Origin of the sequence: Streptomyces sp. NPDC059832, from assembly GCF_042731715.1 — a bacterium.
Lineage (GTDB): Bacteria > Actinomycetota > Actinomycetes > Streptomycetales > Streptomycetaceae > Streptomyces.
The window spans coordinates 237,219-250,198 of sequence record NZ_JBHWIY010000005.1 but is presented as its reverse complement, the minus strand read 5'-3'; the positions used below and the strand labels follow the sequence as shown (position 1 = coordinate 250,198).

At 70.4% G+C, this 12,980-nt stretch carries 11 protein-coding genes; 5 read left to right on the top strand and 6 right to left on the bottom strand.

The window, feature by feature from the left end; all coding sequences use genetic code 11:
* Positions 1 to 85 precede the first annotated feature (85 nt).
* Complete coding sequence (locus ACFV8T_RS11285) at positions 86 to 2,722, bottom strand: ABC transporter permease/substrate binding protein (RefSeq protein ID WP_385326541.1); 2,637 nt, start codon at positions 2,720 to 2,722, stop codon at positions 86 to 88.
* On the bottom strand, positions 2,715 to 3,788 hold the full coding sequence (locus tag ACFV8T_RS11280; protein ID WP_385326539.1) for a glycine betaine/L-proline ABC transporter ATP-binding protein: 1,074 nt from the start codon (positions 3,786 to 3,788) through the stop codon (positions 2,715 to 2,717). Before ACFV8T_RS11280 ends, ACFV8T_RS11285 begins: the two co-directional genes overlap by 8 nt.
* 351 nt (positions 3,789 to 4,139) lie before the next feature.
* Between ACFV8T_RS11280 and ACFV8T_RS11275 the strand changes: the two genes are divergently transcribed.
* Complete coding sequence (locus ACFV8T_RS11275; protein ID WP_385326825.1) at positions 4,140 to 5,048, top strand: 5'-3' exonuclease H3TH domain-containing protein; 909 nt, start codon at positions 4,140 to 4,142, stop codon at positions 5,046 to 5,048.
* Between the two features lie 47 nt (positions 5,049 to 5,095).
* Entirely contained in the window at positions 5,096 to 5,938 is an 843-nt protein-coding gene (locus ACFV8T_RS11270; RefSeq protein ID WP_385326538.1) for a siderophore-interacting protein, read from the top strand.
* 63 nt (positions 5,939 to 6,001) lie between these two features.
* Here the strand turns inward: ACFV8T_RS11270 and ACFV8T_RS11265 are convergent, their stop codons facing one another.
* A complete protein-coding gene (locus tag ACFV8T_RS11265; RefSeq protein WP_385326537.1) occupies positions 6,002 to 6,706 on the bottom strand; it encodes a MerR family transcriptional regulator in 705 nt (234 codons plus the stop codon).
* A 105-nt stretch (positions 6,707 to 6,811) separates the two neighbouring features.
* Here ACFV8T_RS11265 and ACFV8T_RS11260 point away from each other — a divergent pair, with 105 nt between their 5' ends.
* On the top strand, positions 6,812 to 7,870 hold the full coding sequence (locus ACFV8T_RS11260; RefSeq protein WP_385326535.1) for a hypothetical protein: 1,059 nt from the start codon (positions 6,812 to 6,814) through the stop codon (positions 7,868 to 7,870).
* Positions 7,867 to 8,337, top strand: a complete 471-nt coding sequence (locus ACFV8T_RS11255) for an ABA4-like family protein (RefSeq protein WP_385326533.1) — start codon at positions 7,867 to 7,869, stop codon at positions 8,335 to 8,337. The genes ACFV8T_RS11260 and ACFV8T_RS11255 overlap by 4 nt, the downstream gene beginning before the upstream one ends.
* A gap of 9 nt (positions 8,338 to 8,346) precedes the next feature.
* Here the strand turns inward: ACFV8T_RS11255 and ACFV8T_RS11250 are convergent, their stop codons facing one another.
* The 3 genes from ACFV8T_RS11250 to ACFV8T_RS11240 all read right to left on the bottom strand — a co-directional run bounded on the left by ACFV8T_RS11250 (position 8,347) and on the right by ACFV8T_RS11240 (position 11,177).
* On the bottom strand, positions 8,347 to 9,126 hold the full coding sequence (locus ACFV8T_RS11250) for an ABC transporter permease (protein ID WP_385326532.1): 780 nt from the start codon (positions 9,124 to 9,126) through the stop codon (positions 8,347 to 8,349).
* Positions 9,123 to 10,136 (bottom strand): ATP-binding cassette domain-containing protein, encoded by a 1,014-nt coding sequence (locus ACFV8T_RS11245; protein WP_385326530.1) that lies wholly within the window; start codon positions 10,134 to 10,136, stop codon positions 9,123 to 9,125. The genes ACFV8T_RS11250 and ACFV8T_RS11245 overlap by 4 nt, the downstream gene beginning before the upstream one ends.
* Before the next feature lie 378 nt (positions 10,137 to 10,514).
* A complete protein-coding gene (locus ACFV8T_RS11240) occupies positions 10,515 to 11,177 on the bottom strand; it encodes a PadR family transcriptional regulator (RefSeq protein ID WP_385326528.1) in 663 nt (220 codons plus the stop codon).
* A 190-nt stretch (positions 11,178 to 11,367) separates the two neighbouring features.
* On the opposite strand from ACFV8T_RS11240, the gene ACFV8T_RS11235 reads away from it, so the two are divergent.
* Entirely contained in the window at positions 11,368 to 12,978 is a 1,611-nt protein-coding gene (locus ACFV8T_RS11235; protein ID WP_385326526.1) for a molybdopterin-dependent oxidoreductase, read from the top strand.
* Positions 12,979 to 12,980 lie beyond the last annotated feature (2 nt).

Sequence of the window (12,980 nt, the reverse complement as noted above, 5' to 3'; positions counted from 1 at the left end):
TGGTGAACGTCCGGGAACCCGGAAAGGGCGGGCCCGCCGTCGGCGGTGCCCACCCTTCCAGGTGCCTCAGGGCCTGCGGGAGGCCCTACTGCGGAGCCATCTTGTCCACGATGCCCGGATTCGTCTCCATCCAGGCCTTCACGGCCTCTTCCTCGTGCCCCGCGCCGCGCTTCTGGATCTGGTTCTCCAGTCCGGCGAGCTGGTCCTCGCTCAGCTTGAAGTTCTTGAACCACTTCGTCAGCTGCGGGTAGTTCTCCGGGAAGTCCTTGGCCGCGATGGTGTGCAGCCGGTCGCCGTCGCCGAAGGCCTTCTCGGGGTCCTTCAGCTTGGTCATGCCGTACTCGCTGTACGCCCAGTGCGGGGTCCAGAGCAGCACCGCGATGGGCTCCTTCTTGGCGTACGCACGCTTCAGCTCGGCGAGCATGCCGGGCGTCGAGGAGTCGACGACCTTGTACTCCTCGTCCAGGCCGTAGGTCGGCAGGACGTTCTTCTTGAGGTTCTCCATCGTGGCGGTGCCGGGCTCGATGCCGACGATCCGGCCCTTGAACTGCGAGGCCTTGCCCTTGAGGTCGGCGAGGGACTTGACATCCTTCACGTAGGAGGGCACCGCGACCTCGATCGATGTCGGGCCGTACCACGATCCGAGGTCGCTCAGCTGCGAGCCGTACTTCTCCCAGTAGTTCTTCTGGGTGTACGGCAGCCAGCCGTCGAACTGCACGTCGATCTGGCCGCGCGACATCGCGGTGTACATCGGACCGACCTCGAACTGCTTGAGGTTGATCTTGTAGCCGCGCTCCTCCAGGACGGCCTTCCACAGATACGTGGCGGCGATGTCCTCCTCCCAGGGGAACCAGGCCATCTCGACGGCGCGGTCGCGCTCGTCCTTGTCGTTCGCGCCCTTGGCCGTGCCGCCCTCGGCGACCGGGGTCCACTTGTCGGCGACGCCCGGATTGGCCTTCAGCCAGGTGCGGACCGCCTCCTGCTCCTTGCCGGAGCCGGACTTCTGGATCTGCGCCTCAAGGCTGGTGAGCTGGTCCTCGCTCATCTTGAAGTTCTTGAGCCAGCTGCCGACCTCGGGGTTGTCGGCGGAGAAGCCCTTGCGGGCCAGGGTGTGGATGCCGTCGCCCTTGCCCCAGAGGTTCTTGGGGTCCTTGAGCTTGGTGAGCTCGAACTGGTTGTACGCCCAGTGCGGCGACCAGAGCGGAACGACGATCGGTTCCTTCTTGGCGTACGAGCGCTTCAGCTCGGCCAGCATCGACGGCGTGGAGCCGTCGACGACCTTGTACTCCTTGTCCAGGCCGTAGCCCGGCAGGATCTTGTCCTTGAGCAGGCCCATCTCGCCGGCGCTCGGCTCGATGCCGACGATCCGGCCCTTGAACTGCGAGCCCTTGCCCTTGAGGTCGTCCAGCGACTGGACGTCCTTCATGTACGAGGGGACGGCCAGCTCCAGCGAGGTGGGGCCGTACCAGGAGCCCATGTCCTCCAGGCGGTCCTTGTACGTCTTCCAGTAGCTGGCGTGGGTGACCGGGAGCCAGGAGTCGGTCTCGAAGTCGATCTGGCCGTTGGCCATACCGGTGTAGAGCGCGCCGGCCTCGTACTGCTTGACGTCGACCTCGAAGCCGCGCCGCTCCAGCATCTCCTTCCAGAGGAAGGTGGAGGCGATGCCCTCGTCCCACGGGATGTAACCCATGCTGATCTTCTTGCCCGCGCCGATGTCCGAACCGTCGGCGGTGCTCCGGGTCTTGTCCGACCCGGAGGAGCCGAAGATACCCAGGGCACCCGCGACGAGCGCGAGGACGACGACGCCGGAGACCGCGACGACGGGCTGCGGGCGGTGGTTCCAGATCTTGAATCCGCCGGCCATGGCCTGCGCCCTGGCGAGCGCGCGGCGGGCGAGCGGGGAGACCTCGCGGCCGAGCGCGCCGGTCATCCGGTCCAGGTACATCGCCACGATGACGATGGAGATGCCCGCCTCGAAGCCGAGACCGACGTCCACGTTGCCGATGGCGCGGTAGACGGCGCCGCCGAGGCCGCCGCCGCCGACCATGCCGGCGATGACCACCATGGACAGGCCCAGCATGATGACCTGGTTGATGCCCGCCATGATCGTGGGCAGCGCGAGCGGCAGCTGGACCCGCAGCAGGGTGTTGCGCCGGGTGGTGCCGAACGCCTCGGCCGCCTCGACGAGCTCGCCGTCGACCTGGCGGATGCCGAGCTCGGTCATCCGGACGCCCGGGGGCAGCGAGAAGATGATGGTGGCGATGATGCCGGGCACCACGCCGACGCCGAAGAAGATGACGCCGGGGATCAGATAGACCATGGCGGGCATGGTCTGCATGAAGTCCAGGACCGGCCGGGTCACCGCGCTGACGGTCTTGGAGCGGGACGCCCAGATGCCCAGCGGTACGGCCAGCACCAGCGCGATGATGGTGGCGACGAGCACCAGGGTGAGGGTATCCATCGCCTCGTCCCACAGCTCGACGGAGTCGATGACGGCGAAGCCGACGAAGGCGAGCACACCGGCGAGCAGACCGCGCAGCCACCAGGCGATGACCGCGACGATGCCCGCGAAGAGCAGCGGGGCGGGGGCGGAGAGTACGGCGGCTATGCCGTCGAACATATTGCTGACGATCGAGCTGATCGCGTCGAACAGCCAGGCCAGATGGGTCTGCAGCCAGTCGACGGCGGAGTCGACCCAGTCGCCGAGAGGGAGCCTAAACACTGGCCACCTTCTTCGTGCCGGCCGCGCCGGGCTCGATGTCCTGCGGAACCTCGGTGGGGGTCATCGGCTCACCGAGCACGGCGAGCAGCCGTGCGCGGGGTACGACGCCGACGAGCTTGCCCCCGGCGTCGGTCACGGCGACCGCCACTCCGCTCTGCGAGCAGGGCGTGAAGAGCTCGATGATCGGCGTGGACTCGGTGACGGTGGCCGGGGCGGCCGCGAGCACATCGGCCGCGGTGCGCAGTTCCTTGCCGTCGTCCGTGCTGGTGCCCATGACGGTGTGCGGTTCGGCCATGATGGCGCCCGCGGTCAGCACCCGGGTCCGGTCGACGTCCTGGGTGAAGGAGGCGACGTAGTCGTTGGCCGGGGTGACGAGGATGTCCTCGGCGGTGCCGAGCTGGACGATCTTCCCGTCGCGCATCACGGCGATGCGGTCGCCGAGGCGCATGGCCTCGTTGAGGTCGTGGGTGATGAAGACGATGGTCTTCTTCAGCCGCTTCTGCAGTTCGAGCAGCTGATCCTGCATGTCGCGGCGGATCAGCGGGTCGAGTGCGCTGAAGGACTCGTCCATCAGCAGCAGGTCGGCGTCGGTGGCCAGGGCGCGGGCCAGGCCGACACGCTGCTGCATGCCGCCGGACAGCTCGTCGGGCCAGGACTTCTCCCAGCCGGCGAGGCCGGTCAGCTCCAGCGCCTCGGCGGCGCGCTTCTCGCGCTCGGCGCGCGGCACACCCTGGACCTCCAGGCCGTATCCGGCGTTCTCCAGCACACTGCGGTGGGGGAAGAGCGCGAAGTGCTGGAACACCATGCTGATCTTGGAGGACCGGACATGGCGCAGTTCGGCGGGGCTCAGGGCGGTCAGGTCCTGGCCGTCGAAGAGCACGCGTCCGGCTGTGGGCTCCAGAAGGCCGTTGAGCATGCGCAGCAACGTCGACTTTCCGGACCCGGACAGACCCATCACGACGAAGATCTGTCCCGGTTCGACGGTGAACGAGGCATCGATCACCGCTGCGGTCGTTCCGTCGGCGCGCAGCTCGTCGCGGTCGGCACCGCTTTCGAGCTTCTGCACGGCTTGATCGGGTCGTCTGCCGAACACTTTGTACAAGCGTTCAGCTTGCAGCCTTGACACATACACCTCGCGGGTTGAACCGAAAAACGGTCTGCCACCCCCTCCGGCAGACCGTGGAGCGGCGCGGATTCGGCCCGCATGACACGTGCACTGGTTGAAACCGGTACGTGATCCGCTCCGGCTGCGCGCCTGCCCCCACTTACACAGCCCAAACACAAGAGTGATCCAGGTCACGTATGAACGGATGGTTGCCGCCACCCGTCCCCCGGCCCTCCGTGTCCCTGACGGACGGTGTCCGCGACGGCCGGTGTCAGTGGTGTGCGGCATCATCGGGGTGTGACGCGACGCCTGATGCTCCTCGACACCGCCCCCCTCTACTACCGCGCCTACTTCGGGGTCCCCGATTCGGTGCGCGCGCCGGACGGGACACCGGTCAACGCCGTGCGCGGCCTGCTCGACTTCATCGGGCGCCTGGTGCAGGACCACCGGCCGGACGACCTGGTCGCCTGCATGGACGCGGACTGGCGGCCCCACTGGCGGGTCGAGCTGATCCCCTCGTACAAGGCGCACCGGGTCGCGGTGGAGACCGCCGAGGGGCTGCCCGACGAGGAGGAGACCCCGGACACCCTGGCCCCTCAGGTGCCGGTCATCGAGGACGTGCTCGACGCGCTCGGCATCGCCCGGGTCGGTGTCGCGGGCTACGAGGCGGACGATGTGATCGGCACGCTCAGCGGCCTGGCCACCGGCCCCGTGGACATCGTCACCGGCGACCGGGACCTCTACCAGCTGGTCGACGACGCCCGCGGGGTGCGGGTGCTCTACCCGCTGAAGGGCGTCGGCTCGCTCCAGCTGACGGACGAGGCGTGGCTGCGGGAGAAGTACGGGGTGGACGGCTCCGGATACGTCGATCTGGCCCTGCTGCGCGGCGACCCGAGCGACGGGCTGCCGGGCGTCCCCGGCATCGGCGAGAAGACCGCGGCGAAGCTGCTGGACGCCTTCGGCGACCTGGCCGGGATCATGGCCGCCGTCGACGACCCGAAGGCCAGGCTGACACCGTCGCAGCGCAAGCGGCTCGACGAGGCGCGGGACTACGTGGCCGTCGCACCCAAGGTGGTCCGGGTCGCCGATGACGTACCCCTGCCGGAATTCGACCCCGCGCTGCCCGCCGGGCCGCGCGATCCCGCCGCCCTCGAAGCCCTCGCGAAGCGGTGGGGACTGGGCGGTGCGCTCCAGCGCCTGCTCTCCACTCTGCGCGACTGAGGTGCTAGCTTAGGTAAGCCTTAGCACATCGGAGCAGGGAGAACCTCGTGGCAGAACGACCGGCACGGCAGGCACCCACGGCGCAGGGGGCCCAGGTGGTGCGCACCGAGCAGATCACCCCGCACATGGTGCGCGTGGTGCTCGGCGGCGAGGGCCTCGCCGGCTTCGGGCTCTCCGGGTTCACCGACCACTACGTCAAGCTCTGCTTCGCCCCCGAGGGCGCCGACTACGCGCACCCCTTCGACATATCCCGCATCCGCGAGGAGCAGCCGCGGGAGCTGTGGCCCACGACCCGTACGTACACGGTGCGTTCCTGGGACCCGGTCACCCGGGAGCTGGCGATCGACTTCGTGGTCCACGGCGACGAGGGCCTCGCCGGGCCCTGGGCGATGCGGGCGGTGCCGGGCGAGCAGGTGACCTTCCTGGGCCCGGGAGGCGGTTACGGCCCGGACACCTCGGCGGACTGGCACCTCCTGGTGGGCGACGAGAGCGCGTTGCCGGCCATCGCGGCGGCCCTGGAGCAGATGCCGGCGGGCGCGGTGGTGCACGCGTTCGTCGAGGTGGCGGACGCGGCGGAGGAGCAGAAGATCGTGACGCCCGACGGCGTCGAGGTGACCTGGCTGCACCGCGGGGAGCGCCCGGTCGGCGAGGCGCTGACCGCCGCCGTGAAGGAGCTGGAGTTCCCCGCGGGCGAGGTCCAGGCGTTCGTCCACGGCGAGGCGGGCTTCGTGAAGGAGATCCGCCGCCATCTGCGCCTGGACCGCGGGATCCCGCTCCCCCGGCTGTCCATCTCCGGCTACTGGCGGCTCGGCCAGAACGACGACTCCTGGCGCTCGGTCAAGCGCGAGTGGAACGCACAGGTGGAGCGCGAGCAGGAGAGCGCCGCGTAACACCTGATCGCACCCGTACGCCCCGGCCGCCGGCCGGGGCGTACCCGTGTCCGGGGCACCGGGTCACCCACCGGCGCCCCGCACCTGCGCCCCGTCGCCGTCCGGACCGCCCGCGTCGTCGCCGCCCGCACCGCCCCCGCCGCCCCCCTCGTACGCACGCGCGGACGCGTCCGCGTGCGCGAGCCGTCGCAGCGCGCCGAACATCGCCTCCCCCAGCACCGTGCCCACCACCACGCTCTCCACCAGGTCCTCGCGCGCCACCCGCCGTCCCACATAGTCGAGGTCGGCCCGTGCGACCGGTTCGGCGGCGGCCGCGTAGTCGTCGAGCAGCTCGACGAACCCCCCGTGCCCGGCCCGCCGCAGTGCGACGATCACCTCGGCCAGGGAATCGCCCGCCGGGCCGTGCGCCGCGGCCCGCCAGCCGCGCCGCTCCAGCAGCTCCGCCACCTCTTCGCGGGCGTCCTCCAGCTCGGGCCCCGACCCGTCCCCGTGCACCGGGGTAAGGCGCTTCGCCGCGGCGCCCAGCACCTTGTGCACCGGCTGCGCCGGATCCTCGACCACCCGCAGCACATCGCCGATGGCGGCCAGCGAGAGCCCGCCGACATCCAGCAGGGCGCGGATCAGTCGCAGCCTGCGCTCATGGCCGGAGTCGTAGCTCGCCTGGTTCGGGCTGGTCAACTGCCCTGCGGGCAGCAGCCCTTCACGTACGTAGAACTTGATCGTCGGTACCGGGACCCCGGACCTGTTGCTCAACTCGCCGATGCGCACCGCGCGTTCTTCCTTCCTGCCCTTGCCAATCCCCCGACCCATCATAGATAGTTCCGCTATCGGATAGCGGAAAGTGCTGCTATCCATAATCTCTGAGGGGTCCTCATGTCTTCGTGGCGTTCCTGGCATCGGCCGCTAGTCCTCTTCGCCGCGGCGATGGCCGTCATGACGGTCGTCTCGGCCATCGGCCTCATAGTCGACGACCGGGTCCTGGTGGGCGCGGCGATATGGTTCAAACCGTTCAAATTCGCGGCCTCGTTCGCCGTGTACGCACTCGCCCTCGCCTGGATGCTGACGCTGGTCACCCGTGGCCGACGGGTCGGCCGGTGGGCCGGGACCGTGGTCGCGCTGTCCAGCCTGGTCGAGATGGCGATCATCACCGGGCAGGTGGTCCGCGGGAAGCGGAGCCACTTCAACCACGCCACCCCGTTCGACGAGACGCTGTTCAGCGCGATGGCCGTCACCGTCGTCATCCTGTGGACCAGCACGCTGGTCATCGCGATCCTGCTGCTGCGCGCCCGTATCGCCGACCGCGCCTCCGCCTGGGCGATCCGCTCCGGCGTGCTGCTCGCCCTGGTGGGCGCCGGATTCGGCTTCCTGATGACCCGGCCCACCCCCGAGCAGCGGGCGGCCGGGAACCTGGACACCGCCGATGTGGTCGGCGCGCACTCCGTCGGCGTACCGGACGGCGGCCCGTCGATGCCCCTCACCGGCTGGTCCACGACCGGCGGCGATCTGCGCATCCCGCACTTCATCGGGATGCACGCGCTCCAGTTGCTGCCGCTCTTCCTGCTCGCACTGGTCTCCCTGGCCCCGCGCTTCCCGCGGCTGCGCGACCCGCGGGTCCGGCTGCGGCTGGTGCTGGTGGCCTCGGCGGCATACGCGGCGGTCGTCGCACTGGTCACCTGGCAGGCGCTGCGCGGCCAGCCGCTGATCCACCCGGACGGTGCGACGCTCGGCGCCGCCGCCCTGCTCGCGGTCGCGAGCGCCACCGGCGCCTTCGGGGCACTGAGGCCGGCTCCCGTACGGCGGCGGACCGGCCCCGATTCCGACGCCGACGCCGGCCCCGATTCCGACGCCTGCTCCGGCGCCGGCTCCGGAACCCGCACCCGCACCGCTTCCGGTTCCGCTTCCGCTTCCGCCCGGAAGGAGCTCGCGTCATGACCGGTGCACTCTTCGAGATCTCGTTCTTCCTGGCAGCCCCGTTCTGGCTGCTGATGATCCTGGCGCCCGGCCGACGCCTCACGGCGCGCATCGCCGCCTCGCCGCTCACCGTTCTGCCGGTGCTGGCGCTCTACCTGATCATGTCCGTGCCCGTCTTCCCCGAGCTCTGGGACGCGGTGCGCAGCCCCGACCTCGACACCTTCCGCGATCTGATGGCGCTGGCGAACGGGGCGGGGGCGATCTGGGCGCAGGTGATCGCCTGGGATCTGCTGCTGGGCCAGTGGATGTTCCTGGAAGGGCGTCGGCTGGGCATCTCCCCGCTGGTGATGGGGCCGTTGCTGGTGCTGACGATCCTGCTCTCGCCGTTCGGGCTGCTGATCTTCCTCGCGCTGAGGGCGGTACTGAAGTCGAGGACCCGGCCCGGGGATTCGGCCCCGGACCGGGTCGGCGGTACGACGCTGTCGTAGGTGCGCCCGTCAGACGGACTTCTGGTACGAGCGGAACGTACGGGTCGACAGCCCGACCGCCACCACCGCGAGGACCAGAAGGGCTCCCCCGCGGCTGAGCACCACACCCTGGTCCGGGGCGGCACTCAGCGCCGAACGGCCCGCCACCATCGCCCAGTTGACCGGGTTGAAGTCGGCGATGTGCCGCATCCAGGACGGCATCCGGCTCGGGGCCATGAAGGAGGAGGAGAGGAAGGTCAGCGGCAGCAGCAGAAAGGTGTTGATGCCGATGATCGACTCTCGTCGGCGGACCAGCATGCCCAGGGCGTTGGAGAGCGCGCCGAAGACCGTACCGAGCAGCACCGAGGCGACGACCAGGATCAGCAGTCCGCCCGCGCCGCCCGGATAGGTGGCCCCGGCGGCCCGGCCGAGCAGCACGATGATGACGGACTGCGCGGCGGTGCTGATGCCGTTCTGCACAACATTGGCGTTCATCAGCGCGTTGCGGCTGACCGGTGTCGTCAGGAAACGGTTGAGCGTGCCCCGCTCGATCTCCTCCAGGGTGCCCATCCCGGCCCACATGCTCGATCCGAGCGCGCTCATCACCACGATGCCCGGGATCAGGTAGTCCAGATACGACGTGGTGCCGAAGCCGCCGAGCTCGACGACCTTCTTGAAGAGGTTGCCGAACAGGAACAGCCAGATCACCGGCTGGATCAGGGAGATCACCAGAAAGACCGGCTGCCGGATGATCGCCATGAGCTGACGCTGGGTCATGTACCAGGTCTGGGCGAGTGCTTGGCTGCTCATCGGGGTCCTCCGGCGGGGGTCAGGGCGGGGGTGTTCCCGGCGTCCGCGGCTTCGGCCTCGGCGAAGCGCCGTCCGGCGTAGCGGAGATAGACGTCGTCGAGGGAGGGGCGGGCCACGGTCGCGGCGGCGACCGCCGCGCCGGCCCGCTCCAGGGCGGTGAGCAGGACGGGGACGGCCGCGGCGCCGTCCTCGGCGCGTACGCTCACCCGGCGGCCGTCGACCAGCACCTCGTGCACACCGGGCAGTCCGGTCAGCGCGGCGGTGGTCGCCCCGGTGTCGCCCTCGGTGCGCAGCTCCATGTGGACGGCGTCGCCCCGGAGTTCACCCTTGAGTTCGTCGGGGGTGCCCTCGACGACGATCCGGCCGCGGTCGACGATCGCGATCCGCTCGGCGAGCCGGTCGGCCTCCTCCAGGTAGTGCGTGGTCAGGACGATGGTCAGCCCCTCGTCGCCGGCCAGCCGGGCGATCTCGTCCCACATCGCCGTACGGGCCTCGGGGTCGAGTCCGGTGGTGGGTTCGTCGAGAAAGAGCACCTCGGGACGGTGGACCAGGCCGAGCGCCACGTCGAGGCGCCGCTGCATCCCCCCGGAGTACCCCTTGACCTGGCGGTTCCCCGCGTCGGCGAGGTCGAAGCGGTCCAGCAGCTCATCTGCGCGACGCCGGACGGCCGTGCCCCGCATCCCGTACAGCCTGCCCTGGAGCAGAAGGTTCTCCCGGCCGGTGGCGACCGGGTCGGCGCCGGACTTCTGGGCGACGACGCCGATGGCGCGGCGGACCCGGTCGGGGTGGCGCAGCACGTCGTGTCCGGCGACGGTCGCGGTGCCGGAGTCGGGACGGGCCAGGGTGGTCAGGATCTTGACGGTGGTGGACTTGCCGGCGCCGTTGGGGCCGAGCAGTCCGAAGACCGTACCGGCCTCGATGGTGAGGTCCATGCCGCCCAGGGCGGTGACATCGCCGGGATAGGTCTTGATCAGATTTCGCGCCGCTACTGCGGGCGCACGGGTGCTCATGGCAGAGCTCTCCTGTGGTCGGCGGGGTGCTCGGGTGCACCGAGCACTCGGGCATGCCGAGCCGATCCGCGTGAAGAGCGCCGGGCTATCCTTGGTGTGCCGCACCTCGATCGCCCGGCTCGCCTCCACGGCGTGACCGGTTCGGGGTTCGAGACCCCGGCGGTCGCTGCTCCAACAGCTCCCGCCGGGGTCTTTCCCTGTCTGGTTTCCTGCGTCCAGGGCCTTTCGTTCGGCTCCGGCCCGATCCGAACGAATGGCCCTGGGGCCTGTCCGGCGGATCAGGGTCGGGCAGGGCGCGGCGTCTGGTGCGGTGCATCGCAAGGCGCCGGAGCGTCCTGATAGCGGAGCTGTCCGGCGTTTCGGCAACGCCGCGAGGTGCTAGCCGTTCCGCCCCGGGTCCAGGACGATCTCCTGCTCGTCCAGGTCCTGCCAGTCCTGCGGGACTTCACCGGTCTCGTGGAAGGACTTCCACTCCTCGATCCCGCTGATCGTCTCGTCGGCGAGTTCGGTGCGGAAGTTCTTGATCCACTCCAACTGTGCGTCGATCATGTGCAGTTGATATTCGGTCTCGATGACGAAGACGCGGGGCAGCTTCTCCCCCAGCTGACCGAGGACACCTCGCAGGGCCGCCGCCTGGATCGCCAGCGCCGCCCCCCGGGTCTCCATCAGCTCCGCCACGTCCTGCGGCGGCAGCACCGGCAGCAGCGACAGCGCCGTCTCGAAGACCGGGTATTCGGCGGCGGGGACGGCGACCAGATCGGATAGCCAGTCCAGCATCTCCGCACGCCCGGCCTCGGTGATGCCGTAAAGCGTGCGCTCGGGGCGGTTGCCCTGTCGCTGGACGCCGGCCACCTCCACGTACCCGTGCTTCTCCAGGTTCTGGACGACGGTGTAGAGCGAGCCGAAATTGATCTTGACGCTGTGCTCCTTGCCGCGCCGCCGAAGCGTCTGGGCGATCTCGTACGGGTGCATGGAGCGCTCGGCGAGCAGCACCATGACCGTCAGCGCCAGCGGATTGCCGAGCTTGCGCCGCTTGGCCACCGCCCCCACCACCCTTACCTCGCCGTCGAATACTCGTGAGCGAACATATCGCGTTCACCCAGACGCGTCAACCACGATGTATCGCGAATTCCCGACCGCATGGAAGGATCTCGCCCACTGACCGTTTTGTACCGCTACCGCCTCCGGAGCGCCGCCGGAGAGCCGAGGCGCCGCCAGGGAGGCAGCTCGCGTGAAAGAAGCCGATGCGCAACGCCACCGGACCTCACCGGCCGAGGGGGCGCGCGGAGCCCGTACCGCCCTCGCCGCGCTCGGCGGACTGATCGCCGGGTTCTGCGCCCTGGCCGTCGCCCAGCTGGTCTCGGCCTTCGTGCGCCCCGAGGCGGGGCCGGTCACGGCCGTGGGCGGGGCGGTCATCGACCGCTCTCCGCCGGCCCTGAAGGAGTTCGCCGTACGGCATTTCGGTACCGGCGACAAGCTGGTGCTGCAGCTGGGCATCGTGGTGCTGCTGGCGGTCTTCGCCATGGCGGTCGGAGTGCTGGCGCTGCACCACCGCCGGACCGGATCGGCGGCCGTCCTGGTCTTCGGCGCGGTCGGGGCAGTGGCCGCGGTGGGGCGGCCGGAGGGCAGCGCGCCCGACGCGCTGCCCTCGGTGGTGGGCGCCGCGGTGGGCGCCGGGGTGCTCTTCCTCCTGGCCGGACGGCTGGCGACGGCTCCCCGTCCGCCGCGCGCGACGGACGGGGCGTACGGCGCCTACGACCGCCGCGGCTTCGTCATCACGGCGACCGTGGCGACGGCGCTCTCGGCCGGCGCGGGACTCCTGGGGCGGCGGCTCACCTCCTCCGTCCAGGCCGGGGCCACCGCCTCACGTCACGACCTGGTCCTGCCCGTACCCGATTCCGCCGCCCCGGCGGTCCCGGCCGGCGCCGATCTGCGGATCCGGGGGCTGAGCCCCTTCATCACCCCGGCCGAGGACTTCTACCGGGTGGACACGGCCCTGGTCGTGCCCCGGCTCGACGCGGCCGGGTGGCGGCTGAGGATCCACGGCGAGGGTGTCGCCCGGCCCGTCACGGTCGGCCTCCACGACCTGCTGCGCCGGGAGACCATCGAGCGGGACATCACGCTGGCCTGCGTCTCCAACGAGGTCGGCGGCCCGTACGTGGGCAATGCCAGGTGGATCGGGGTACGGCTGGCCGATCTGCTGCGCGAGGCGGGGGTGCGGCCGCCGTCGGCGGGCGGGCCCGCCGACCAGCTCGTGGCGCGATCCGTCGACGGCATGACGATCGGCACACCGGTCGAGACGGTCATGGACGGGCGCGACGCGATGCTGGCCTTCGGCATGAACGGCGAGCCGCTGCCCTTCGCGCACGGCTTCCCGGTCCGGATGGTCGTCCCCGGTCTGTACGGATACGTGTCGGCCTGCAAATGGGTCGAGGACATCGAGCTGACGACGTTCGACGCGTACGACGCCTACTGGGTCAGGCGGAGCTGGGCCCAGCAGGCACCGGTCAAGACCGAGTCCCGGATCGACACCCCCCGCGCCCTCGCGTCCCCCAAGCCCGGCACCGTACCGGTGGCCGGGGTCGCCTGGGCGCAGCACCGCGGCATCTCGCGGGTGGAGGTCCGGGTGGACGGCGGTCCGTGGCACCCGGCCCGGCTGGCGGCACAGGACAGCAGGGACACCTGGCGCCAGTGGGTCTGGAAGTGGCCGGCCACGTCGGGCCGCCACACCCTCGAAGTCCGGGCGACGGACGGCACCGGCGCCACCCAGACCGGGCAGCGGACCGGCACCGTGCCCGACGGCGCGACCGGCTGGCACTCGGTGGTGGTCGACGTCTCCTGAGC

Bases quoted from the DNA above. Each gene is read 5' to 3' on its own strand.
- ACFV8T_RS11275 (WP_385326825.1), top strand. From the start codon at position 4,140: ATGCTCCTCGACACCGCCCCCCTCTACTACCGCGCCTACTTCGGGGTC.
- ACFV8T_RS11260 (WP_385326535.1), top strand. From the start codon at position 6,812: ATGTCTTCGTGGCGTTCCTGGCATCGGCCGCTAGTCCTCTTCGCCGCG.
- ACFV8T_RS11255 (WP_385326533.1), top strand. From the start codon at position 7,867: ATGACCGGTGCACTCTTCGAGATCTCGTTCTTCCTGGCAGCCCCGTTC.
- ACFV8T_RS11250 (WP_385326532.1), bottom strand. From the start codon at position 9,126: ATGAGCAGCCAAGCACTCGCCCAGACCTGGTACATGACCCAGCGTCAG.
- ACFV8T_RS11245 (WP_385326530.1), bottom strand. From the start codon at position 10,136: ATGAGCACCCGTGCGCCCGCAGTAGCGGCGCGAAATCTGATCAAGACC.